This window comes from Synechococcus sp. CS-1333 (assembly GCF_025128015.1).
GTDB lineage: Bacteria > Cyanobacteriota > Cyanobacteriia > PCC-6307 > Cyanobiaceae > MW101C3.
Genome location: NZ_JAHLYO010000016.1, coordinates 92,563 through 113,603, shown reverse-complemented (window position 1 = coordinate 113,603; position 21,041 = coordinate 92,563). Strand labels below are relative to the sequence as shown.

25 protein-coding genes and 1 tRNA gene are annotated in these 21,041 nt (G+C 67.0%); 12 read left to right on the top strand and 14 right to left on the bottom strand.

Annotation, left to right across the window (positions count from 1 at the left end):
• Positions 1 to 13: 13 nt before the first annotated feature.
• The 3 genes from kaiC to KQ303_RS07565 form a co-directional block, all read right to left on the bottom strand.
• On the bottom strand, positions 14 to 1,555 hold the full coding sequence (kaiC, locus tag KQ303_RS07575) for a circadian clock protein KaiC (protein WP_094512689.1): 1,542 nt from the start codon (positions 1,553 to 1,555) through the stop codon (positions 14 to 16).
• A 66-nt stretch (positions 1,556 to 1,621) separates the two neighbouring features.
• Complete coding sequence (kaiB, locus tag KQ303_RS07570) at positions 1,622 to 1,978, bottom strand: circadian clock protein KaiB (protein WP_094512690.1); 357 nt, start codon at positions 1,976 to 1,978, stop codon at positions 1,622 to 1,624.
• Positions 1,975 to 2,853 (bottom strand): circadian clock protein KaiA, encoded by an 879-nt coding sequence (locus KQ303_RS07565; RefSeq protein ID WP_259729815.1) that lies wholly within the window; start codon positions 2,851 to 2,853, stop codon positions 1,975 to 1,977. Before KQ303_RS07565 ends, kaiB begins: the two co-directional genes overlap by 4 nt.
• Positions 2,854 to 3,030: 177 nt before the next feature.
• Here KQ303_RS07565 and rplU point away from each other — a divergent pair, with 177 nt between their 5' ends.
• Entirely contained in the window at positions 3,031 to 3,429 is a 399-nt protein-coding gene (rplU, locus tag KQ303_RS07560) for a 50S ribosomal protein L21 (RefSeq protein ID WP_259729814.1), read from the top strand.
• A 51-nt stretch (positions 3,430 to 3,480) separates the two neighbouring features.
• On the top strand, positions 3,481 to 3,744 hold the full coding sequence (gene rpmA / locus KQ303_RS07555) for a 50S ribosomal protein L27 (RefSeq protein ID WP_094512693.1): 264 nt from the start codon (positions 3,481 to 3,483) through the stop codon (positions 3,742 to 3,744).
• Between the two features lie 273 nt (positions 3,745 to 4,017).
• Here rpmA and KQ303_RS07550 read toward each other — a convergent pair whose 3' ends face one another.
• A complete protein-coding gene (locus tag KQ303_RS07550) occupies positions 4,018 to 4,782 on the bottom strand; it encodes a bifunctional 2-polyprenyl-6-hydroxyphenol methylase/3-demethylubiquinol 3-O-methyltransferase UbiG (protein WP_259729813.1) in 765 nt (254 codons plus the stop codon).
• A gap of 74 nt (positions 4,783 to 4,856) precedes the next feature.
• On the bottom strand, positions 4,857 to 5,600 hold the full coding sequence (locus tag KQ303_RS07545) for a queuosine precursor transporter (RefSeq protein WP_094512694.1): 744 nt from the start codon (positions 5,598 to 5,600) through the stop codon (positions 4,857 to 4,859).
• A gap of 129 nt (positions 5,601 to 5,729) precedes the next feature.
• On the opposite strand from KQ303_RS07545, the gene truB reads away from it, so the two are divergent.
• Complete coding sequence (truB, locus tag KQ303_RS07540; protein ID WP_259729812.1) at positions 5,730 to 6,656, top strand: tRNA pseudouridine(55) synthase TruB; 927 nt, start codon at positions 5,730 to 5,732, stop codon at positions 6,654 to 6,656.
• Positions 6,657 to 6,705: 49 nt separating this feature from the next.
• Entirely contained in the window at positions 6,706 to 7,554 is an 849-nt protein-coding gene (locus tag KQ303_RS07535) for a YebC/PmpR family DNA-binding transcriptional regulator (protein WP_259729811.1), read from the top strand.
• Positions 7,555 to 7,603: 49 nt separating this feature from the next.
• On the opposite strand, the gene KQ303_RS07530 is transcribed toward KQ303_RS07535, so the two are convergent.
• Both KQ303_RS07530 and KQ303_RS07525 read right to left on the bottom strand, forming a co-directional pair.
• Positions 7,604 to 8,446: a glucosamine-6-phosphate deaminase gene (locus KQ303_RS07530; protein ID WP_259729810.1), complete on the bottom strand. Its 843-nt coding sequence runs from the start codon at positions 8,444 to 8,446 to the stop codon at positions 7,604 to 7,606.
• The gene (locus tag KQ303_RS07525; RefSeq protein ID WP_259729809.1) at positions 8,404 to 9,858 is read right to left on the bottom strand and encodes a SpoIID/LytB domain-containing protein; all 1,455 of its coding nucleotides are present in this window, start codon (positions 9,856 to 9,858) and stop codon (positions 8,404 to 8,406) included. The genes KQ303_RS07530 and KQ303_RS07525 overlap by 43 nt, the downstream gene beginning before the upstream one ends.
• Positions 9,859 to 9,971: 113 nt before the next feature.
• Between KQ303_RS07525 and rnz the strand changes: the two genes are divergently transcribed.
• Together rnz and psbV are read left to right on the top strand one after the other, a co-directional pair.
• Complete coding sequence (rnz, locus tag KQ303_RS07520; protein ID WP_094512698.1) at positions 9,972 to 10,922, top strand: ribonuclease Z; 951 nt, start codon at positions 9,972 to 9,974, stop codon at positions 10,920 to 10,922.
• Positions 10,923 to 11,049: 127 nt separating this feature from the next.
• Positions 11,050 to 11,571, top strand: a complete 522-nt coding sequence (psbV, locus tag KQ303_RS07515) for a photosystem II cytochrome c-550 (RefSeq protein WP_259729808.1) — start codon at positions 11,050 to 11,052, stop codon at positions 11,569 to 11,571.
• Between the two features lie 168 nt (positions 11,572 to 11,739).
• On the opposite strand, the gene KQ303_RS07510 is transcribed toward psbV, so the two are convergent.
• The 4 genes from KQ303_RS07510 to serA all read right to left on the bottom strand — a co-directional run bounded on the left by KQ303_RS07510 (position 11,740) and on the right by serA (position 15,302).
• Positions 11,740 to 12,174 (bottom strand): hypothetical protein, encoded by a 435-nt coding sequence (locus KQ303_RS07510; protein ID WP_259729807.1) that lies wholly within the window; start codon positions 12,172 to 12,174, stop codon positions 11,740 to 11,742.
• A gap of 134 nt (positions 12,175 to 12,308) precedes the next feature.
• On the bottom strand, positions 12,309 to 12,608 hold the full coding sequence (locus tag KQ303_RS07505; RefSeq protein ID WP_094512700.1) for a ferredoxin: 300 nt from the start codon (positions 12,606 to 12,608) through the stop codon (positions 12,309 to 12,311).
• A 145-nt stretch (positions 12,609 to 12,753) separates the two neighbouring features.
• Entirely contained in the window at positions 12,754 to 13,719 is a 966-nt protein-coding gene (gene prmA / locus KQ303_RS07500) for a 50S ribosomal protein L11 methyltransferase (protein WP_259729806.1), read from the bottom strand.
• Positions 13,716 to 15,302, bottom strand: coding sequence for a phosphoglycerate dehydrogenase (serA, locus tag KQ303_RS07495; RefSeq protein ID WP_094512701.1), 1,587 nt, complete (start codon positions 15,300 to 15,302; stop codon positions 13,716 to 13,718). The genes prmA and serA overlap by 4 nt, the downstream gene beginning before the upstream one ends.
• Before the next feature lie 124 nt (positions 15,303 to 15,426).
• Here serA and KQ303_RS07490 point away from each other — a divergent pair, with 124 nt between their 5' ends.
• From KQ303_RS07490 to KQ303_RS07465, 6 genes are all read left to right on the top strand, one after another.
• Positions 15,427 to 15,930 (top strand): hypothetical protein, encoded by a 504-nt coding sequence (locus tag KQ303_RS07490; RefSeq protein WP_094512702.1) that lies wholly within the window; start codon positions 15,427 to 15,429, stop codon positions 15,928 to 15,930.
• Positions 15,927 to 16,742: a photosystem II S4 domain protein gene (locus KQ303_RS07485; protein WP_259729805.1), complete on the top strand. Its 816-nt coding sequence runs from the start codon at positions 15,927 to 15,929 to the stop codon at positions 16,740 to 16,742. Before KQ303_RS07490 ends, KQ303_RS07485 begins: the two co-directional genes overlap by 4 nt.
• Positions 16,743 to 16,820: 78 nt before the next feature.
• Positions 16,821 to 16,892, top strand: a tRNA-Val gene (locus KQ303_RS07480).
• An 18-nt stretch (positions 16,893 to 16,910) separates the two neighbouring features.
• Positions 16,911 to 18,353, top strand: a complete 1,443-nt coding sequence (gene murD, locus KQ303_RS07475; RefSeq protein ID WP_259729804.1) for a UDP-N-acetylmuramoyl-L-alanine--D-glutamate ligase — start codon at positions 16,911 to 16,913, stop codon at positions 18,351 to 18,353.
• A 35-nt stretch (positions 18,354 to 18,388) separates the two neighbouring features.
• Positions 18,389 to 18,850 (top strand): EVE domain-containing protein, encoded by a 462-nt coding sequence (locus KQ303_RS07470; RefSeq protein WP_255101096.1) that lies wholly within the window; start codon positions 18,389 to 18,391, stop codon positions 18,848 to 18,850.
• Entirely contained in the window at positions 18,847 to 19,647 is an 801-nt protein-coding gene (locus KQ303_RS07465; protein WP_259729803.1) for a hypothetical protein, read from the top strand. The genes KQ303_RS07470 and KQ303_RS07465 overlap by 4 nt, the downstream gene beginning before the upstream one ends.
• Here the strand turns inward: KQ303_RS07465 and KQ303_RS07460 are convergent.
• The 3 genes from KQ303_RS07460 to KQ303_RS07450 all read right to left on the bottom strand — a co-directional run bounded on the left by KQ303_RS07460 (position 19,634) and on the right by KQ303_RS07450 (position 21,014).
• A complete protein-coding gene (locus KQ303_RS07460; RefSeq protein ID WP_255101154.1) occupies positions 19,634 to 19,852 on the bottom strand; it encodes a DUF2811 domain-containing protein in 219 nt (72 codons plus the stop codon). The genes KQ303_RS07465 and KQ303_RS07460 overlap by 14 nt on opposite strands.
• Positions 19,853 to 20,267: 415 nt before the next feature.
• Complete coding sequence (locus KQ303_RS07455; protein ID WP_094512707.1) at positions 20,268 to 20,684, bottom strand: DUF1818 family protein; 417 nt, start codon at positions 20,682 to 20,684, stop codon at positions 20,268 to 20,270.
• 117 nt (positions 20,685 to 20,801) lie between these two features.
• Complete coding sequence (locus tag KQ303_RS07450; RefSeq protein ID WP_259729852.1) at positions 20,802 to 21,014, bottom strand: DNA-directed RNA polymerase subunit omega; 213 nt, start codon at positions 21,012 to 21,014, stop codon at positions 20,802 to 20,804.
• Between the last annotated feature and the right edge of the window lie 27 nt (positions 21,015 to 21,041).

Sequence of the window (21,041 nt, the reverse complement as noted above, 5' to 3'; positions counted from 1 at the left end):
ACAGAGATCCCGATCAGAAAGCGTCATCCTCCACACCACGCACAATGCGGGAGAGTTCCACCCGTTCATCGGAGGTGACACGGTGGGGCACGCCGCTGATGATACGCTCGAAATTGGAGAAGGAATCGCGTATTTCTGGGCCGTTGCCTGTGATAACGAATTCACGGATGCCCTTGTCGTGCCAGGAGCCACGCATCTTGAACACGTTGATCGCGCGGGCCATCTCACCGCGGATCTCCACATACTGCAGCAGCAGAATCGTATCAGTGATCGTGGAGATGTGGGAATCCGTGATGGAGTGACTCCCCATGAATTCTTCGGAGGTGTTGGTGAAGAAGCCAGCAATCTCTTCCTGTTTCGCGTATCCCGTCACACCGATCACAAACTGCCGGAAAGCGTTGTGGCTCACCCCACGGGAGAGGGCAGATAGCGAATCAATCGCCATTCTGGAGGGTTTGAACTCGGCAATCTCGGTTTTGATGATCTGGAGATGATCTTCCAGGCCGGTGGATTCGGGATAAGCACAGATGATCTTGAGCATGCCATCTTGCTCCATCTGCTCAAAGTCAATGCCCCAGCTGGTGGCATTGCGAAGCAATTGCGCCCTTGACTCTTCGTAGGCAAAGAGGATGGCCCGTTCTTTGTTTCTGTAGGCGTTTTCAATGAACTTGCTCACCAGCAGTGTCTTGCCAGTGCCGGTGGCACCGGTGGCGAGGATGATCGAATCCTTGAAGAAACCACCGCCACACATCTCATCGAGGCGCGGTACTCCCGAGCTCAGGCGCACATTTGAAGAGCGCTGCGTGAGGCGCATCGCGCCCAGCGGGAAGATCGCTACACCCTGTGGCCCCATGGTGAAGGGGAACTCTCCTTTCATGTGGGTGGTTCCCCTCAGCTTGAGGATCTCCACCGTGCGGCGGCGGCGCTCCACATCCAGGACATTGCGCAGAATGATCACGTTGTCGGAGACAAACTCTTCGACGCCGTATCTGGCGATCGGGCCGTACTCATCGATGCGTTCGGTGGTCATCACCGTGGTGACGCCGATTTCTTTGAGCCGGGCAATCAGGCGAAAAATCTCCCGACGCACCACCGACACAGCATCATATTGCTGGAAAACAGCCGTGATTGAATCGATGGCCACGCGCCGGGCCTTGTATTTTCTGATCGCGTAGTTGATTCGCTCAATCAATCCCGAGAGATCGAAGCTTCCAGCCACATCCTGGCCATCGGGGTCCGGGGAAGCATCAAGGATGAACAACTTGCCTTGATCCACCAGCTCCTGCAGATTCCAACCAAAGCTGGAAGCATTGCGGATGATGTCCCGGGGCGATTCCTCAAAGGTAACGAAGATGCCTGGCTCATCAAAATGATGAATGCCGTTGTAGAGAAAGTGCAGCGAGAAAACGGTCTTGCCCGTGCCGGATGTGCCGCTGATCAGCGTGGAACGCCCAATCGGCAGGCCGCCCTGGCAGATGTCATCAAGGCCTTCCACCCCGGTCGGAAGCTTCTGAACCTGCATCTGCGAATGGGGATGGGAAGGAGAATCCGTCATGGCTGGTCTGGTGCCTGCATCAACCTAAGGCCCAGCTGAACAAAGCCCGGAAATTACTAGGAGGATCTACAGAATCTGGCCCGTGCCTCCGGCATCATCAGCCTGGGGTTCAGGATTGAAGAGATCATTTTCGGTGAGCTCGTCGTAAAGCAAATCAAGGCCGATCAGCACCCGCTCCCGATCAGAGAGATCGCCGATGATGCGTCGCACCGGCGGTGGGAGGATCTTGGCGAGCGTGGGGGTGGCCAGAATCTTGTCGTCTTCGGCCAGCTGGGGATTCTTGAGCACATCAATCACCTTCAGGGCATACACCCCCTTGAACTCCTGCTCCAGAATGTTGCGCAGGGTCTTGAGGGCGCGCATGGAATTGGGAGTGTTCCCCGCCACATAGAGCTTGAGGATGTAGGTCTTGCGAATGCTCAAGGGTGCACCTCAGAAGGTTGGTTGGATCGAAGGTCCTGAAGCGTGGTGGCAGCGACGGCGCGCGGCCCTGGGGCCGGCTCGTTGACGGGCAGGGATCGACGGTACATCTCGCAGAGATGGGCCATCACGTCAAGGAGGGCCAGGCGGTAATCACGAAGGAAATCGTCTTTCTGTCCTTTGAGCTTGAGCAATTTCCAGAATTCGTCGATCAGATTTGCATGGATGGCCACGGTCTTGGTGATGGAGAGATCACTGAAAAATGCGGTGTTCACGAAGCTTTCCAATGCCTGATTCGCTGCGGCCTCGTCCTTGAAGTAGCTCACCAGCAGATCTCTGTACGTGCGCTCCAGGGAGAGAAACAACTCCTTCTGCTCCAGGGGAGGCAGATTGCGGAGAAACCGCGAAGGGTCCCTCTTATAGAAAACCCCCAGATAGCCAAGCCGCTCCTGCAGGCGGCTTGACAGCCTCCAGGAGCCATCGCCGCCGGGCTCGCTCGGTAGAGCCCCCTCCACGTTGCCACGTCGCAGGAAGCGGGAGATCGCCGCATCCAGGCTGTAGCTGAGCTGTTCCAGTTGGTCGGCGGGCAGATGCACCTCGGCATCGTGGTAATCCAGCTGCCCACTCACCGGGCCCACCACCACGGCGGGAAGCAGCAAACCCTGATGGCGTAAACCATCGAGTGCCTCAGGCAGGGCACCCTGTTCCAGCAGCACCGCGTCAAAGTTCTCCCAGCTCTCGGCCAGCAACGCGCAGGGGTCAGGGGCCAGGCCGAGCGCCACCACGTCGTAGCGCCCCTCCTGCAGCCACTGCCCGCAGGCAGCATCAAGGCCGGGATCGCGAATCAGCGAGGCGATCGTGAAGGCCGGCTGGGACATGCGGCGCGTGGAACCACGTTTGGGAGACCTTAAGGTTGACGGGCGGGGCTCTGGGAGTGGAGGATGGACACTTGTCCATTCTTCAGGATGTGCGCCAGGCCTGAATGCCGAGCCGTCCGGTGATCCCCAACAGGGTCGCTGGCCAGGAGCGGGCAGCCTGTCCACGCCTTCGCACCCATGAGCACCACCCCCGCCACCGGCACCTCAGCGCCGAGCACAGACTCTCCAGCGCCGGGCGCCGGCTCCTACGTGATCGCTGAGGCCTCAGGCCAGCAGTTCTGGCTCCAGCCGAACCGCTACTACGACCTTGACCGCATCGCGGCAGAGGTCGACGAGAGCGTCACCCTGGAGAACGTGCTGCTCGTGCGTGACGCCAGCGGCGCCACCACACTGGGCCACCCTTATGTGAGTGGTGTCACCGTTCAGCTCAAGGTGCTTGAGCATCGCCGCGGCCCCAAGATCATCGTCTACAAAATGCGGCCCAAGAAGAAAACCCGCCGCAAAAACGGCCACCGCCAGGAGCTCACCCGTGTGCGGGTCGAGTCGATCACCGTGGCGGGCAAGGCGCTCGCCTGATCCCGGCTCCACTTCCTCCTTCTTTCGCCCACCCTTCGTTTTCTCGCCCCCATGGCCCACAAGAAAGGCACAGGCTCCACCCGCAACGGCCGCGATTCCAATTCCAAACGGCTGGGTGTCAAGCGCTATGGCGGTGAAACCGTGAGCGCCGGTTCGATCCTGATTCGTCAGCGCGGCACCTCCGTGCTGCCTGGCAACAACGTCGGCCGCGGCTCCGACGACACCCTCTTTGCCCTCATCGATGGCGTCGTGAACTTCGAGACCATCAAGCGCGGCCTCCGCAACCGCAAGCGCATCCACGTGGCCCTGGGCTGAACGCCAACGGCCAGCCTTGGCCTTGAACACACAGGCCAGGGCTGGCTGGGCTCAACGTAAAAGGCCCATCTATCCTGAAAGCCACAGGACTGCAGCTCAAGACCGGGACTGCTGTTTCTCCAGCCTCCCGGTCTTTTCGTTTGGGTGCGGGTGCCAGCCTGGTGCGTGCTCACACCCGGGTGGGACAGGATCTGGCTCCGCTGTGGTGTCTGGCTTCGCTCCGGGGTCAGTCTTTCTCCTCCGCCTCCGCGCATGCGGCGGTGACCAGGCTGGTCAATCGGCGAGGCGATAGGCCCTGGTGGTGATCAGGAAGGGGTGGAACACCTCGAGGAAGCGGCTCTGGAGTTTGCGGAAGAAACGCTCCACCAGTTGAGGGTCATCGAAGTGGAACGGATACTCGCCAGCGAAGCCCTTGAAGAAATACCAGTTGAGCAGGGCCACCGCCTCCTTCGACATGCGTGAGGCGAACACCTCCAGCTGATCGGCCGGATGGCTCAGGTGCTCCAGCACATCCAGGCAGACGATGGTGTCGAACGCGGCCGGCAGGGACGGATCGCTCAGATCGCGGCAGAAGCCGAGGCGATGGGCGAGGCCCAGGGCTTCCGCCCGCTGGCGCACGAACGCCCGGTTGTCGGGGTTGAGGTCCACGAACCACACCCGCTCCACCTGGGGCAGCGCCGCCGCCGCCAGGGCATGGGTGCCGATGCCGCCGCCGAAGTCGAGCACCTGGCCCCGGGCCAGATGCTGCTGCAGGCGCAGAGTGTCGGCGATGTAATCGCCGCTGCCCAAGTGCCAGGCCGAAAGCTCGAGCAGGTGGCCGTGGCCCACCGTTTCCTCGTAGAAGGCCTCCACCCGTTCCGGGTCGAAGCCGGTGGCGCCGGGGTGCAGGGCGGCCAGGTCGCTGCGGCTGTGGGCCAGGCGCTGCTCCAGTTCGCCTGGGCTCAGCTGCACATAGGCCGCCAGCTGGTCGAACAGGCCGAAGCCGTCCCGCAGGAACCGCTCCACATCGAGGCTGGGCAGCACCGATGGGGCCGTCATGGTCTGGGTTGACTCGGACACTCCTGGTCCCCTTGGCAGACCGTCAGGGTAAGGGGCCGCCGCTCACGGCTGGCTCAGCGCCCCGGTCGGGGGAGCGGGAGTGGGCGGGGGTCTTCATGGCCCAGTTCCACCCCGTCGCCGGGCACCTCAAGCCAGCGCCGCAGCCAGCCCACCAGGAGGTAGAAGGGCAGGGTGTCGAGCAGGGCGGCCAGAAACTTGAACAGGTAGCCGCTGAGGATGAACGCCCATAGCTGGGGCAGCACCGGCTCACCAGAGCGGATCGGCAGCACATGGGCGGCGTAGTGGCTGATCAACACCACCGCTGTGGTGTCCACCAGCTGGCTGACCAGGGTGGAGCCGTTGTTGCGCAGCCAGAGGGCCTTGCCGCCGCTGAAGCGCTTCCAGAAATGGAAAAGGCGCACGTCGGTGAACTGGGCCGCCAGGTACGCCACCATGGAGGCCCCCACGGCGCCGAAGGCCAGGCGCCGCATCTCGAAGAAGGTGCTGGAGTCGGTGCCGGCCAGGCCAGGTAGCACCCCTCCAAGCCAGAGGATGAGCACGATCCAGCCGTTGAGCAGCAGCCCCACCCACACCACCTGTCCCGCCTTCTGCTCGCCCCAGATCTCGCTGATCAGATCGGTGCAGAGGAAGGTGACCGGATAGGGCAGGGCACCCACCGCCACCACGATCGGCCAGCCGCCGATCGAGCCCAGGCTCAGGAAGCGGGTGAGGCCGAGGATGTTGAGCATGCCCATGGTGCCGAGGAAGAGGCCGGCCAGCACCAGGAAGGCCAGATCACGGCGGTGTTGCACAGGCACAGACGCAGTACCGGGGGAACAGGCACCCCAGCCTGAAGCCCCGCCTGGCTCCTGCCACCCCCTGGCGGCGATGATGCACCGCCGCCGGCCTTCCCTTTCCCGGCGTTTGCCATCTGCAGCGATGTCGCGGTGACCACCTCCCCTTCGCCCTGCGGCTTCCTGGTGCTCGACAAGCCGGCAGGTCTCACCTCCCACGCCTGCGTGGCCAGGGTGCGCCGCTGCTACGGGCTCAAGCGGGTCGGCCACGGCGGCACCCTCGATCCTGCCGTCACCGGCGTGTTGCCGCTGGCACTGGGCACCGCCACGCGCCTGCTGCCCTACCTGCCGAGTGGCAAGGCCTACCGCGGCGTGATCCAGCTCGGCTGGCGCACCAGCAGTGACGACCTCAGCGGTGAGTTGCTGGAGCGCCGTCCGGTGCCCGCCCTCAGCCACGACGACCTGGACGCCTGCCTGGAGCGCTTCCGCGGTTCGATCCTGCAGCAACCGCCCCAGGTGTCGGCGGTGCACGTGGATGGGGAGCGGGCGTATGCGCGGGCGCGGCGGGGCGAAACGATGGAGCTGGCGGCGCGGCCGGTGCAGATCGATGCGCTTGAGCTGCTGAGCTGGGAGCCCGCCAGCCAGCAGCTGGAGCTGACGGTGCGCTGTTCCGCTGGCACCTACATCCGCTCCCTGGCGAGGGACCTGGGCAACGCCCTGGGTTGCGGTGGCACCCTGGCCAGCCTGCGTCGCACCGAAGCGCTCGGCTTCTCTCTGAGTGGCAGCGTCAGCCTGGAGGCGCTCGAGAGCGGGGCGCCCCTGCCGGCTCTCGACAATCCACTCCAGCCGCTCAGGCACCTGCCCTCGCGACAGCTGGATGCGGCGGATCTGGCAGGCTGGCGCTGCGGCCGCAGCCTCTGCGCCAGCGCCGTCTCCAGCCCCGATCGGCCCGGTTTCGATCCCAGCGTGCTCGACCAGCCCGTGGTGATCCTCGATCCGCAGGGCCACCTGGCCGGCATGGCCCGCACCGCCCCGGGCGGTCGCCTGCAACCGCGACTGGTGTTCGACGCGGCCGGCTAAGGCCGCCGCGTCGGCGCTTCCCTCCCGATCCCGCACCCAGCACCCAGCCATGGCCGGCCACAGCAAATGGAGCCAGATCAAACGCCAGAAGGCGGTGGTCGATGCCAAACGCGGCGTGGTGTTCACCCGCCTGGCCCGGGAAATCAGCGTGGCCGCCCGCGCCGGGGCCGATCCGGCCGGCAACTTCCAGCTTCGGACGGCCCTGGAGAAGGCCAGAGCCGCCGGGCTGCCCAACACCAACATCGAGCGGGCAATCGCCAAGGGAGCTGGCCATGGCAGCGGTGACGGCGATCAGTTTCAGGAGGTCCGGTACGAGGGCTATGGCCCCGGCGGGGTGGCCGTGCTGGTGGAAGCGCTCACCGACAACCGCAACCGCACGGCGGCGGACCTGCGCCTGGCCTTCAGCAAGCACTGGGGCAACCTGGGCGAGGTGGGCTGTGTGGGGTACCTGTTCGAGCACCGCGGCGTGGTGCGGATCGCGCAGCCCCACCTTGAGGAGAACGCCCTGCTGGAGAGCCTGCTGGTCTTGGAGATGGCAGGCGGTCCCGCCGCGCTCACCTACACGTTCGAGCCAGTGGCAGGGGGGACGGCAGCCGGCAAGGGCGAACCTGCTGGGGGGGGAGGTCGTGGTGGAGCTGGAGCTGGCGACGCCTCCGCGGAAGTGGTGTGCAGTTATGCCGACCTGGAGGCCCTGCAGGATGCCCTGCGGCACCAGGGCTGGAGCGTGCAGGGCTGGGAGCACCGCTGGATCCCATCCACCACCTGCCGCCTGGAGGAGTCCGAGGCGCTGCGCCACTGCCTGCGCATGCTCGATGCCCTCGACGACCTCGATGACGTCCGCAGCGTGACCGCCAACCTGGAGGCCGACGAGGCCCTGATCGAAGCGTTCCTGGCGTGATGGCTGGCCTGCCGTCGCTGGCGGGGAGGTGAGCCGGCAGGTGCTGGCTTCAGCCAGTGAGCGCAGCCCGGTCGACCATCAGCCGGAGCCGCGGGTGCTGCTGCAGCCAGCTGGCCGGCAGCTGGGCGTTGGGGGGCTCCTGCAGTAGCCGTCTCAGGATCGGCCCTTTGGAAGAGCCACTCACCACCAGCAGGATCCGCTGCGCCGCCAGGATCTCCGCCAGACCGAGCGTGATCGCCCACCGCGGCACGGCCTCTGGATCACCGCCGAACGCCGGGGCGTTCTGGGCGCGGGTGGCGGCATCGAGCTCCACCACATGACAGCGCTGGCTGGCCTCACAGGGGGGTTCGTTGAAGCCCACATGGCCGTTGTTGCCGAGCCCCAGCAGCTGGAGGCCGATGCCGCCGGCCTCCTCCAGCGCGGTGCTGTAGCGGACGGCTTCGGCCTGAGCGTCGGCGGCCAGGCCATCAGGCAGGGCCACCTGCTCCGGAGCGAGACCAAGCGGTGCGATCAGCCGGGCCTCCATCTCAGCAGCGAAGCTGCGGGGATCGTGCCGGGGCAGGCCCACGTAGGCATCGAGGTTGAAGCTGCGCCATCCGGCCAGCAGGCGGGCCCGCTCCGCAGGCGGCAGCGCCGCGATGCGCTGCCGCAGGGCGCCGTACACCGCCACCATCGTGCGACCCGTGGCCAGCCCCAGCGGCAGGGCCTGAGGGCGCAGCAACTGGTCGAACAGGGCCTCTGCCACCGCCTCGCTCAGTTGCTCCCCATCCGGAAACACCTCCAGCCGGTGGTGCCAACCGGGGATCGGAGCGATGGATTCAGGGCAAAGAGAGGGTAGGGCCGGCGCGCTCAGAGGCGAGCGGAACGCAGGGCCGTGTGGCGGGGACTCCATGGTGAGGAGCCTGATGCAGAGCCCGCATCCGCCGCCAGACGTGGTGTGGCGATGTCACCGTACGGACGCAGTTGGGCGCCGCGGTAGTAGTGGCGGAGAATCTCCTGGAAGCTGCTGCCGCGCTGGGCCATAGCCAGGGCCCCCCACTGGCTCATGCCCACCCCGTGGCCGAAGCCCCGTCCCACCGCCACCAGCGTGGGGTTGAGGGGAGGTAGCAGCGGCGGCGGCGCTGGCAGCGAGAGCAGCACGCCCGTGGCCGACAACCAGGTGGAAGGCGGCACCTGAGGCTCAGTGAAGCTGAAGGGGGCTGCCTCGAAACGCACCAGCGTGCTCTTCAGGCCCAGCCGGCTGCGCAGCTCCGCCCCACTCACCAGAAGCTGGCCACTGGGGCCCACCACGCGGGCCTGCCGCACCCTGCCACTGGCGGTGGTGGAGAGGATGTCGATGCGCTGCACCCCGCCCAGTTCGGCGAAGGCGCGGGCCAGCAGCGGCGGCGGCAGTTCCTGGCGCCAGCGGCTCACCGGTGAGGCCTCATCGAAGTCGGCGACGCTCACCAGATAGGGCATCTGGCGCTGCCACAGATCGCCGCTGTTTTCGGTGGTGCCACCGGCACTGCTGTGGAACACCGCATTGATCAGGGCGTTCTGGTGGGTCAGCACCAATCCGCGGGTGCCGCGCACCGCCTCCCTGGTGGACGCGGTCTCCGCCTCCACCCCTTTGTAGACCTGGCTGCTGACGGTGGCCTTGAGGTCGAAGGGCTGGTCGGGGCGGCGCTGGCGGAGGGCGTAGGTGCGCGCCGCCACGGCCTGGGCCCGCAAGGCCTCCAGGGGCCAGCTGGCGGGCATCTCGCTTCCCACCACGCTGGGAAGGTAGGTCTCGAGGGCGACCACATTGACCACCCGCAACGCGGAGGCGGCCGGGCGCACCACCAGCCGTCCCCGGTAGGCGCGGTTCTTCAGCTGCAGCACGGCGTCGCCACCGGGGGACTGGCCGGCATCGATCCACAGCTCCGCCAGGCTCAGCGATGCAGGCGCCGTGCCCAGCCCCCGGGGCGCCACCACCTCCACCCGCACGCCGCTGCCGGCAGGGCGCAGGGCAATGGCACCGCCTTCGGGGAGGCGCAGCCGTTCTCGGCCGCTGGCATCAAGCAGGCGCAGGCCGCTGGCGCCGCCCACCCGTACCTCCGCCGTCTCCAGCAGCAGCACCCGCAGGCTCGGATCGGGACTGGCGCTGGCCGTCTGGGGCACCGGCCGGATGGCCGGCTGCTGGGCATGGGCCGCTGGCAGGCCGGGCAGCATCGCCCAGGCCAGAGGCATTGCCAGGCCGGCAAGGCCAAGGCGTGGCGCCAGTGAAGGTGCAGCGGACCGATGGAAGGCCTTCGGCAGCGCCGAGCGGGCGAACATCCCAGCCATGGCGACCAGCAGCGGAGCTCACAAGGGGGTCATTGTCACGACGATCCGGGCACCGCGCCAGCCCTCCGCCGGCCAGTGATCGACGTGGCAGCATGCGGCAAAGCGCAACTGGCTTGCAGGTCACTTTCCTCGGAACGAGTTCGGGCGTTCCCACCCGGGCCCGCAACGTGTCGGCCGTGGCGCTGCGGCTGCCACAACGCGCCGAGCTGTGGCTGTTCGACTGCGGCGAAGGTACCCAGCATCAATTCCTCCGCAGCGACCTGCGGGTGTCGCAGCTGCGGCGCATCTTCATCACCCACATGCACGGCGACCACATCTTTGGGTTGCCGGGTCTGCTCGCCAGCCTGGGCATGGCTGGCAGTTGCCAGGGCATCGATCTCTACGGCCCCGACCCCCTGCGCGATTACCTCGAAGGCGTGCTGCGAACCTCATCGACGCGCATCGGCTATCCCCTGGCCAGCCATCGGGTACGCGAGGCCGCCACTGCCGGCACGGTGCTGCTCGACGATGACGATCTGATCGTGCGCTGCGCGCCGCTCACCCATCGCATCCCCGCCTACGGCTACCGGGTGGAGCAGAAGCCCCGCCCCGGGCGCTTCGATGTGCAGCAGGCCCGCGCGCTGGGCATCCCGCCCGGCCCCATCTACGCCGAGCTCAAGGCGGGTCGGAGCGTCACGCTCGAGGACGGGCGGATCATCCATGGAGAGCGGCTGTGCGGGCCGGCGCGGCCCGGGAGCACCTTCGTGTACTGCACCGACACCGTGTTCTGCGAAGCGGCGGTGGAGCTGGCGCGAGGCGCCGATCTGCTCGTGCACGAATCCACCTTTGCTCACGGGGAAGCGGAGATGGCGTTCCAACGGCAGCACTCCACCAGCACCATGGCGGCCCAGACGGCGGCCCTCGCCGGGGTGAAAACCCTGGCGCTCACCCACCTGAGCCCCCGTTACGTGCAGGGCAACACGGTCACCCCCGATGATCTGCTCGACGAGGCAAGGGCGATCTTCCCGAACACGTTGGTGGCCAAGGATTTCCTCACCCTTGAGGTCAACCCCGACGAGGGTTGAGGCACAGGCCGCGGGTTGGCCGGGCCGCTTGTGCCTGCAACAGTTCTTGATCCCGCCCCGGAGTGCCCTTCGCCCGTGATACAAGGTCTCAGGTGCGGTGTCCACCGCCAATTCGCCAGCTCCCTCCATGGCCCTTTCCCTTCCCGCCGCCCTCCGGTCGATCGCCCGCCTTCTGCTGGTGGTGCCGCTGGGATTGCTGCTGACCTTCGGAGTCTGGGTGGCTCCTCTGCAGGCCGCCCAATGGGATGCAGAAACGCTCACGGTCAGCGGCACACCGGATGGTGGCCTGGTCACCTTCAGCGAATCGGAGATCAAGAGTGGTCGCAAGTTGTTCAACGACAGCTGCGGCACCTGTCACGCCGGCGGTGTCACCAAGACGAACTACAACGTGGGCCTCGACCCGGAAACCCTGGCCCTGGCCACCCCGCCGCGCAACTCGGTCGACTCCCTCGTTGACTACATCAAGGACCCCACCTCTTACGACGGTGAATACAGCATCGCCGACGTCCACCCGAGCATGCGCAGCAGCGATGTGTTCGTCAAAATGCGCGATCTCAGCGACGACGACCTCCGCCTGATCGCCGGCTACATCCTGGTGGCCCCCAAAGTGAGCGGCACCCAGTGGGGTGGCGGCAAGGTTTACTTCTGAATCCAGGCCTATATCCGTTATCCGTGCCAGGTGCACGTCTGAGCCTCGCCCACCGGCAGGCTCTACCGGCCAATCAACGCCACAGCCCCCTTGCCCAGGGGGCTTTTTTTTGGCAGCGGTGCAGCACTACTGCATGCGGTTCATGCGCCGCTGCTCCCGCGGCTCATCTCAGAGGCCTGAGAGGGAGACGGGGGGCGAGGCTGCCGGGTCGTTGGGATCCGCACTACCGGCCGAGGCGGCAGGTGGTCGCTGGCAGGCGGGATCGAGCGAGGCGGGCTGCTTGCTGTACCACCACTCCTGGAGCGCCGGCGAGAGGCGCAGCGGAAACAGCGTGATCACGGTGCGGGTGGGGCGGGAGCCCGGCTCCAGAACCTCCACCGCATAGGAGGGGCAACGCCGCGAGGCCAGATCGGCCACAAAGCGGCGGCCGATGCGACGCCAGCTGGGTTCCTTGCTGCGCCAGGCCAGGCGGCAGCAGGGCCACGGCAACTCTTCCCGGTCGAACAGGCGGCAGCACGCTCCGATCACGCGGTAGCTGTACTGGCCCCCGGGGCTGCAATGTTCGCTGCCGTGGTCCTGGAGATTGTCGACCTGCAAGGCCATCAAAAAGCCACCCCGAAGGGTGGCAGAGAAGGAGAAAGGAAACAAGCGGCGCGCCGGATAGCGATCAGTTCCGCCTGTTGGATGTGGAGAGCGGCCGACATTTGCCGGGCTGGCGGCGGGTAAGGGCCGTCGGCTCAATAGAGCTCTTCTTCGGCGTGGGTGGTGATGGTGACGTCGGAGGTGGGGTAGGCCACGCAGGTGAGCACGAAGCCAGCTTCGATCTGGTCGTCGTCGAGGAAGCTCTGGTCCGACTGGTCAACGGTGCCGGAGGTCAGCTTGCCGGCGCAGGTGGAGCAGGCGCCAGCGCGGCAGGAATAGGGGAGGTCAATGCCCTGCTCTTCAGCAGCATCCAGGATGTACTGATCATCGGGAACCTCGATGGTCTTGTTGAGGCCCTCGCTCTCGTTGATGAGGGTGACCTTGTAGGAAGCCATGGAAGGGAAATTTGGGGCTCACAGGCTCCTGGAGGATCCGGGCCTGTAGGACCGCACCTTCCTACATCGGACAGGGGCGATGGCGGCGGTCTTGGGGTGGGAGCCCCGGAAGCGCAATCAAAGGGTGAGCACGGATAAGCGTGATTTATATGACAGGAGGCTGTTGCTGGATCCTTATCACCCCCCAGCCGCCCTCGTCGGCGATCAGCTCGGCCAACCAGCCCAGGGAGGCGAGGGTGCTCTCCAGCGCCGGCGCCTGATCCACCAGCAGGCCGCTCAGGAACCCCACGCCATCGGGCGCCAGCACCGACGTGAATCCCACGGCCAGCTCCGCGATCACCGGCGCCAGGATGTTGCAGAGCAGGATGTCGGCCGGTTGCCCGGCCAACAGCTCGGCCAGCTCCTCCACCGAGCCCAGCGCCACCTGCATCAGCCCGTCAGGCCCTTCGCTGAAGCCGTTGAGACGGCCGTTCTCCCGGGTGGCTCTCACCGCCAGCGGATCGTTGTCAGTGGCGGCCAGGGAGGCGGCACCCAGGCGCAGGGCGCCGAAGCCGAGGATGCCGCTGCCGCAGCCGAGATCGGCCACCCGCCGGCCTGTCAGAGCGCCGCCGGTCTGCTGCGCCAGCTGATCGAGGGCCTCCAGGCAGAGCCGGGTGGTGGGGTGGCTGCCGGTGCCGAACGCACTGCCGGGATCGATGCGGATCACCAGGCGGTGGGTCTGGTCGTCGGGCACCTCCAGCCAGGCGGGCAGGATCAGCAGCCGCTCCCCCACCGGATCAGCTTGCCAGTGCTGCTTCCAGCTGAGACTCCAGTCCTCGTCGTCCTGCAGGGCCCAGGCCAGCGGGGGCAGGGGTAGATCGAAGGTGGCCGCCAGTGGGGCCAGGGCCTCAGGTAGCCGGGCGCGTTCGCACTCGGGCCAGTCGATCGCCGGCAGCCAGGCCACGAGCTGGTGCTGGTCGGGGGTGCTGGGGTGATGGCGCACGGCCACCCGGGAGATCCCCAGACTCTGCAGCTTCCACAGCAGCGACTCCTCCAGCTCCGGCGGAGCCGCCATCTCCAGGCGCCACCAGCGGTGGTCGCTCAGCCGTGCGGCCGTCGGGTCGCCGGTCACAGCGTGACCGGGTGCGCCTCCTGGATGCCGTTGATCTTGCCGATCGAGGCGAGCAGGCTTGGCGGAATGGGGTCGTCGAGGCTGAGCACCATCACCGCATCGCCGCGCACGATCCGACGGCCCACCTGCATCGAGGCGATGTTCACGTTGTGCTCGCCGAGCAGGGAGCCGAGGTGGCCGATGATGCCGGGCATGTCCCGGTGGCGGGTGAACAGCATGTGGCGGCTGGGGGCCACGTTCACCGGGAACTCATCGATCGTGGTGATGCGCAGGTCACCATCGGCGAACACCGCCCCGGTGACGGTGTGGCTGCCCTGGGAACCGCGCGAGGTGAGCTGCAGCGAACCACCGGCGAAATCACGGCTGGAGTCGTCTTTCACTTCCAGCACATGCAGGCCACGCCCCTTCGCCTCGAGCGAGGCGTTCACGTAGTTGATGCGGTCGCCGAGGGCGCTGGAGAGCAGCCCCTTGAGCGCGGCCACCACCAGCGGCTGGGAGGGGTGGTTGGCGAATTCGCCCTGCAGCCGCACCTCCAGCTCCTGCACCGAGCCCCCGGCCATCTGACTGAGCAGCAGGCCCAGGGTTTCGGCCAGCTGCAGGTGGGGCTTGAGTCGCTCCATCACCTCCGGGGTCATGCCGGGGATGTTCACGGCGCTGCGGGCCGGCAGGCCCAGCAGCACATCGCGGATCTGCTCGGCCACATCGATCGCCACATTTTCCTGGGCCTCTTCGGTGGAGGCGCCCAGGTGGGGCGTGAGGATCAGGCGATCGCGCACGGCCAGCAGCGGCGAATCGGGCTTCAGCGGCTCGTTCGCGTACACATCCAGCGCCGCCCCGGCGATGGTGCCGGCTTCCAGCGCAGCTGCCAGGGCGGCCTCATCCACGATGCCGCCACGGGCACAGTTCACCAGCCGGGCGGTGGGTTTCATCGAACCCAGCAGTTCGGCGTTGACCAGATTCTCCGTGTCCGGGGTGCGGGGCAGGTGCAGGCTGATGTAATCAGCTTCGGCGAACAGGGGCGCGACCGCCATCAACCGCACCTGGAGCATCTGGGCCCGCTCGGTGGAGATGAACGGGTCGTAGGCGAGCACCTCCATGCCGAGCGCCTTGGCCACCCGGGCCACATGGGAGCCGATCTTGCCGAGGCCCACCACGCCGAGCTTCTTCTTGTAGAGCTCGTTGCCGACGTATTTCTTGCGGTCCCAGCCACCGGCCATGGTGCTGGCGTGCGCCTGGGGCACGTGCCGCGAGAGCGACAGCATCATGGCGAGCGCATGTTCTGCGGCGGCGATCGTGTTGCCTTCGGGCGAGTTCACCACCAGCACCCCCTGCCGGGTGGCGGCGGGCACATCCACGTTGTCGACACCGACACCGGCACGACCGATGATGCGGAGGCGTGGAGCTGCTGCGATCAGCTCGGCGGTCACCTGAGTGCCTGAGCGGATCATCAGAGCGTCGTAGTCGCCGATGATGCTGAGTAACTGGTCGGGCGGTAGGCCGGTGCGCACATCCACCTGGGCCACCTGGGAGAGGATGTCGATGCCCGTCTGATCGATGGGATCGGAAACCAGAACCTTTGTCATGACCCGCGACGTTGGGGAAGGAGCGGTCCGGAACGCGCCAGACACCGCAGGGGGTGAAGTGTAGTGATCCGCCGCCACAGCTCCTGCGCTCAGCAAAGAGAATCGTGCTTTGGGACACCGGGCCTTGGGATTGTGCGTGGTGGTGGTGCTGGCGGATCGCAAGAGCCTGCAACGCCTGAAGGACAAGCTGGATGGGGTCCGTCCGGCGCCAGCCACCCTGCTGACCATCGGTGAGGGGGAAACCTCGATCGACAGCGTGGAACTGCTCAACCCGGGGCTGGCCCGCCAACGCCGTCAGCGGGGGATGGTGCGCTGGCTGATGCCGTTCGGGTTCTTCGCCGGCCTCACCTTCACCTTCATGACCGATCTGCAGACCTTCGCCTTCGCCGGTCCTTACGGCGAGCCGCTGATCGGCGGCCTGCTGGGCATGGGCTCGGGCTGGATGGGAAGCTTCGCCGCCGCCGCCAGCGTCACCTCCGATCCCGACGACCGCATCCGCAGCCTGCGCAACCGCCTCGAGGAGGGCAACTGGCTGCTGCTGGTGGAGAGCGCCCCAGGCCAGGAGATTCCCTGGACCCTGATTCAGGAAACCCGACCCAAGGCGGTGGTGCGCCTGGCGGAGCGTTGAGCGCCGTCACCCTCCCGCGCAGCGAGCTGCTGCAGGGCAGCCACGCCCCCGAACGGCTGGCAGAGCTGATTGATCACGCGGAAGAGGCCCTGCGCACCTGGCAGCCGGTGTGGAGCTCCTTCGTGACGCCACTCCTGCGTGAGGAGGCCGCGGCGCGCCTCGGCAGCCTCAGCGAGCTCACCCTTCACGTCGAAGGGGGGCACCCCGGCGCCGAGCGCTGCCGGCTGCAACTGACGCGCGCTGAGCTGGACGCCCCGCCACCAGGCACCAGCCAGGCGACGGACACCGCCTTGCCGCTGATCGGACTGACGCTGAGTGGCAACTTCCTGTTCGATTCCGCCAGCGCCGGCGATTTCCGCCGCGGGCTGCTGCAGGCGGGAGCGCAGGAGGCGGAGCTGGGGGATCTGTGGCTGCGCGGCGACCGCGGCGCCCAGCTGGTGGTCACCCCGGAACTGGCCGGGCGTTTTGCTGGGGGCACCGCCCTGGTGCGCAGCGTGGAGGTGCAGCTGGAGACCACGCCCCTGGAGCGCCTCCAGCCTCCGGCCCGGCCCCAGCCCCGTCGCTTTTCCACCGTGGAGGCTTCGCTGCGGCTCGATGCGGTGGGCTCGGCCGGTTTCGGCATCCCGCGCAGCCGCATGGCCGAGCAGATCCGCAACGGGGCGGTCCGCGTCAACTGGGACGACGTGCGCAGCCCCAGCAGGGAGCTCAGGGCCGGCGATCGGGTGCGGCTGGAGAACCGGGGAGAGCTCACCGTGCTGGAGGTGGAGCTCACCAAGCGCGACCGCTGGCGGCTGGCCCTGCTGCGCAGCTGATGCGCCTGGCTGCGGTGAGGGGGGAGAGGCCGGCTGCTAAGTTTCGGCTCCGGGTGTCGTCTTCATGACTCCCGACCCGGGCGATTAGCTCAGAGGTAGAGCACTACCTTGACACGGTAGGAGTCACTGGTTCGATTCCAGTATCGCCCACTCCTTTACGTTCTCCCGTTGACCCAACCGCTGCCGCTGCGGGAAGTTTCACCGCCCTTCGGTGCCTTCACCGTGGTGATCGGGCTGGGTCGATCCGGCGCCGGGGCGGCACGCCTGCTGCAGGCACTTGGCAGCCAGGTGCTGGTGCTGGAAAGCTCCCGCACGCCGGCGCAGCATCTCCTTGCCAACGATCTGCAGGCCGGCGGCATTGAGGTGCAGCTCGACAGCCCCCTCTCGATCGAGCTGTTCGAGGCCCTTGAGCGCCTGCCGGCCACGGTGGTGGTCAGTCCGGGCGTCCGCTGGGACCACCCCACCCTGGTGGAGCTACGTAACCGGGGCGTGCGGCTCTGCGGCGAACCGTCGGTGGCCTGGGCCGCCAGTCGCGGCATTCCCTGGATCGGGATCACCGGCACCAACGGCAAGACCACCGTCACCCATCTGGTCAGCCATCTGCTTCAGGCCGCCGGCCTCGATGCGCCGATGGCCGGCAACATGGGCACCTCAGCGGCCGAGCTGCTGCTCGAGCGCCACCTGCGGGGCGAGGCCAACCCTGACTGGGTGGTGATGGAGCTGAGCAGCTACCAGATCGAGGCCTCCCCCGAGCTGGCCCCCGCCTTCGGCCTGTGGACCACCCTCACCCCGGACCACCTGGAGCGGCACGGCACGCTCGGCAACTACCGCGCGATCAAGCGGCGGCTGCTGGAGAACGCCACGGTGCGGCTGCTCAACGCCGATGACGCCGATCTCAGGGCCCAGGCCCCCAGCTGGGACCGGGCCGACTGGGTATCGGCCGGCCCCCGCGCCGATCTTCCCGCCGGGATCGATCCGCTGATCTGGATCGAAAACGGCAGGCTCTTCAGCCGCGAAGGCGAGCTGTTCGACGCCGCCAGCCTGGCCCTGCCAGGGCAGCACAACCGACAGAACCTGGTGCTGGCCGCCGCCGTGGGGCTCAAGCTCGGCCTGAATGCTGCCGTGATGGCCGCTGCCTTTCGCAGCTTCCCCGGGGTTCCGCACCGCCTTGAGCGGATCTGCGACCGCGCCGGGATCACCTGGTACAACGACAGCAAAGCCACCAATTACGACGCCGCCGAGGTGGCACTCAAGGCCCTGCCGGGGCCGATGGTGGTGCTGGCGGGCGGGCAGGCGAAACAGGGCGATGCCTCCGCCTGGCTCGCGGCGCTGCAACGGCAGGCGGCGGCGGTAGTGGTTTACGGCGCCGCCCGCGACCACTTCGCCGGTCTGCTGCGCAACAGCGGCTTCAGCGGCGAGGTGCGCAATGTTGAAGATCTCGGAGCCGCGGTGCAGGAGGCCAACGCCCTGGCCACGGCCTCCGAATCACCGACCGTGCTGTTATCGCCGGCCTGCGCCAGCTTCGACCAATACAGCAGTTTTGAAGCCCGTGGCGACCACTTCCGCGTGCTTGTCTCCGCGCTGAATGCCACACCTGCCGCCATAGAGTGAGCTCCTGTTCAGCTGAGCAAGGAGCCGGCGCTGCGATGGCCTTCTGGCTGATGAAGAGCGAGCCGGACGTCTACGGAATCGAGCATCTCGCCAGCGAGGGCACCACCCTCTGGGATGGGATTCGCAATTACCAGGCGCGCAATTACATGCGCAGCATGCAGGTGGGCGATCAGGCCTTCTTCTATCACTCGAATACCAAGCCCCCCGGGATCATCGGCCTGATGGAGGTGGTCGCCACCGGGCTCACCGATCCCACCCAGTTCGATCCAACGTCCTCCTATTTCGACCCTGCCTCGAAGCCGGAGGCGCCGCGTTGGGATTGTGTACGGCTGGCTTATCGCCGCACCTTCGATCAGCTGCTGAGCCTGGATGCCCTGCGGGAATCGTTCACGCCCGAAGAGCTGATGGTGGTGCGGCGCGGCAACCGGCTTTCGATCCTGCCCGTTGCCGATGCCATTGCAGCGCGCCTGATGGCGTTGCTGCTGCAGGCCCCATGACAATCGCCGGCGGGTCCATGGCCCCGCTGGCGATCGGTTCCTGCCTACGGCGGGGCTGGCGCGCCTTTGGGCAGGCGCCGTTGCGGTTCATGGGTTTCACCTTGCTGGGCGGGGTGCTCAACCTGATCGGCCAGCTGGCGCAGAACCGTGGCAGTGATGGGCTCCAGCAGGGCGGGCCGGCGGGTTATCTGTTCCTGGCTTTGGCCGGGCTGGCCGCTGGGGGGGCCAGCAACATCTGGCTGAACGTGGGGCTTCTCCGCGGCAACCGGATCGCCCTGGCGGCAGGGCAACCAAGCTTCGCCGAGCTGGCTCGCTGGGAAGGTGCGGCCGTGCTACGCCTCCTGGGCATGGCGATGCTGATGCTGCTGGTCAACGCGCTGGTGCTGATCACCTGCGGGCTGGTGGCAGGGGTAATGAGTCTGCTCACTCCAGTCCTGGGCATGCTGGCGCTGGTGCTGGGGGGCGCCGCCCTGCTGATCCTCAATGCCAGCCAGGTGTTTCAGCTGCCATTGTTGGTGGTGGAAGGGCTGGGGCCGGTGCGGGCCTTTCAGCGCGGCTGGTCGAGGAAGACACGCCGCTGGGCGCCGCTGTATTTGCTGACGCTGGCCCTCCATGGCCTCCAGGTGGTGATGGTGCTGCTGGTGCCCACCCCCTTCGCCGCTCTGGCGGTGCTGCTGGCGGTGGGGCTGCTGATCGGTTGGCCGGTGATGGTCGGCACCCTCATGGCCGGCTACAGCGACCTGTTCGGCCAAGGCTTCGTGCAGGGCGGGATCACCCGGACGCTCAGCGAGCGCTGAAGCAGCCGTCCTCTGAGGCGTTCCAGTTGAACATGTTGCCGACGTAGCAACGGGTCACGGCGCGGCTGTTGACCCCGTTCTGCACCAGGAAGCCCGCCAGAGCGGCCTGGAAAAGGCGGTACTGGTCCCAGTTGGGATGAGCATCGATGAAGGTGCGCATCGAGCCCAGCAAGGCCTCCGGCACCTCTGCCCTGATGCTCACCACCCCGGCGGCACCATCGCTGCCCTCGGCAGCGTCAGGCGGACGGACGCGGGACGGGCAACGCGGGTAGCTGTCGACAACGGAGGCAGGATCCATCGAGGCGCGGCAGGAGGGTGGTCGTCACCCAGTTCCCCACAAGCTTCCGATGGCGTCAAATCGAGGGCAGAGGGGCTGACATTGCCCATCCCAGCGTGAGATTGCGGGCCCAGCTGCGCTCCGGGGTGGTAACGAGCGCGTTAAGGGTTGCCCTTGAAGCGATCGACGCCGCGTGTCAAGGGGAGAACCTGCGGCGGGGCGGTTCTCCACAGGTGACTGCCAGGGCAGCCGGTCCGGGCAGTCCGGCCTGTGGAAAAGCTGGGCAAAACCCGCCGCGATCCGGGGGCTGGGCTGGGAACAGGTTGCTGATCAGCAGTGCTGATCAGCCGCCCAATCCCTCCGTGGTCTCACACCCTGCCGGCTCCAGCACCAGGGGTGCCAAGGCCTGCGCCAGAGCGGCGCTGGCGGCAGGCGTCCAGCTCCCTTCCAGGCCCCGCTGCCCATCGCTGGGCGCCAGCACGAAGCGCAGCGCCCAACAGCGGCGATCGCCACAGAGGCCGAGCCACCAAGGGCCACGCTCCAGCTCCAGCTCCAGGCTCTCTTCTGCCATCAGCTGGCCGGCAATGGCGGTGTGTTGCTCGATCAGCTCGAGCAGGCCCCGGCGCAGTTCGGCCGCTTCGGCCAGGCTCAGCTCCGCCGCCCAGCCATCACCGCCGATCAACACGCCAAATGGATGGCGGCCAGCCTCAAGAGCCAGCCGCCATCCCTCCCCCTCAGTGGCAAATCCTGCCGGGTGCATCAGGTTGCAGGGGCCGCAATTGAGAGCACTGAACCAGCCGGTTCTGCCATCTCAGGTGCAACGACCCCAGCCGGCACTCCTGAGCCGGAAACAACGGCACCGCCAGCTCCGGATCGATCAGCCGGGCAGCAGATCGGGCTGATCCTGCTCATCGGAGAGCTCCACGATGGCCCGCTGGACTGGCTTGATCATCGAATCCTCCAGGAGCCCGTCGAAATCATCGAAACGGCGCTGCTTGGCCCGAAAGGCGATCTTCACCGTGGTGAGGTAGCGGTTGCTCGAGTGACGGATCAGGCTTTCGGCACGCTGGGCCAGTTCCTTCGGGTTCACCGTGGCGCCGGAATACATAGGTCATGT

Bases quoted from the DNA above. Each gene is read 5' to 3' on its own strand.
- kaiC (WP_094512689.1), bottom strand. From the start codon at position 1,555: ATGACGGATTCTCCTTCCCATCCCCATTCGCAGATGCAGGTTCAGAAG.
- KQ303_RS07565 (WP_259729815.1), bottom strand. From the start codon at position 2,853: ATGTCCCAGCCGGCCTTCACGATCGCCTCGCTGATTCGCGATCCCGGC.
- rplU (WP_259729814.1), top strand. From the start codon at position 3,031: ATGAGCACCACCCCCGCCACCGGCACCTCAGCGCCGAGCACAGACTCT.
- rpmA (WP_094512693.1), top strand. From the start codon at position 3,481: ATGGCCCACAAGAAAGGCACAGGCTCCACCCGCAACGGCCGCGATTCC.
- KQ303_RS07550 (WP_259729813.1), bottom strand. From the start codon at position 4,782: ATGACGGCCCCATCGGTGCTGCCCAGCCTCGATGTGGAGCGGTTCCTG.
- KQ303_RS07535 (WP_259729811.1), top strand. From the start codon at position 6,706: ATGGCCGGCCACAGCAAATGGAGCCAGATCAAACGCCAGAAGGCGGTG.
- KQ303_RS07530 (WP_259729810.1), bottom strand. From the start codon at position 8,446: ATGGAGTCCCCGCCACACGGCCCTGCGTTCCGCTCGCCTCTGAGCGCG.
- KQ303_RS07525 (WP_259729809.1), bottom strand. From the start codon at position 9,858: ATGGCTGGGATGTTCGCCCGCTCGGCGCTGCCGAAGGCCTTCCATCGG.
- psbV (WP_259729808.1), top strand. From the start codon at position 11,050: ATGGCCCTTTCCCTTCCCGCCGCCCTCCGGTCGATCGCCCGCCTTCTG.
- KQ303_RS07510 (WP_259729807.1), bottom strand. From the start codon at position 12,174: ATGGCCTTGCAGGTCGACAATCTCCAGGACCACGGCAGCGAACATTGC.
- KQ303_RS07505 (WP_094512700.1), bottom strand. From the start codon at position 12,608: ATGGCTTCCTACAAGGTCACCCTCATCAACGAGAGCGAGGGCCTCAAC.
- serA (WP_094512701.1), bottom strand. From the start codon at position 15,302: ATGACAAAGGTTCTGGTTTCCGATCCCATCGATCAGACGGGCATCGAC.
- KQ303_RS07470 (WP_255101096.1), top strand. From the start codon at position 18,389: ATGGCCTTCTGGCTGATGAAGAGCGAGCCGGACGTCTACGGAATCGAG.
- KQ303_RS07465 (WP_259729803.1), top strand. From the start codon at position 18,847: ATGACAATCGCCGGCGGGTCCATGGCCCCGCTGGCGATCGGTTCCTGC.
- KQ303_RS07455 (WP_094512707.1), bottom strand. From the start codon at position 20,684: ATGCACCCGGCAGGATTTGCCACTGAGGGGGAGGGATGGCGGCTGGCT.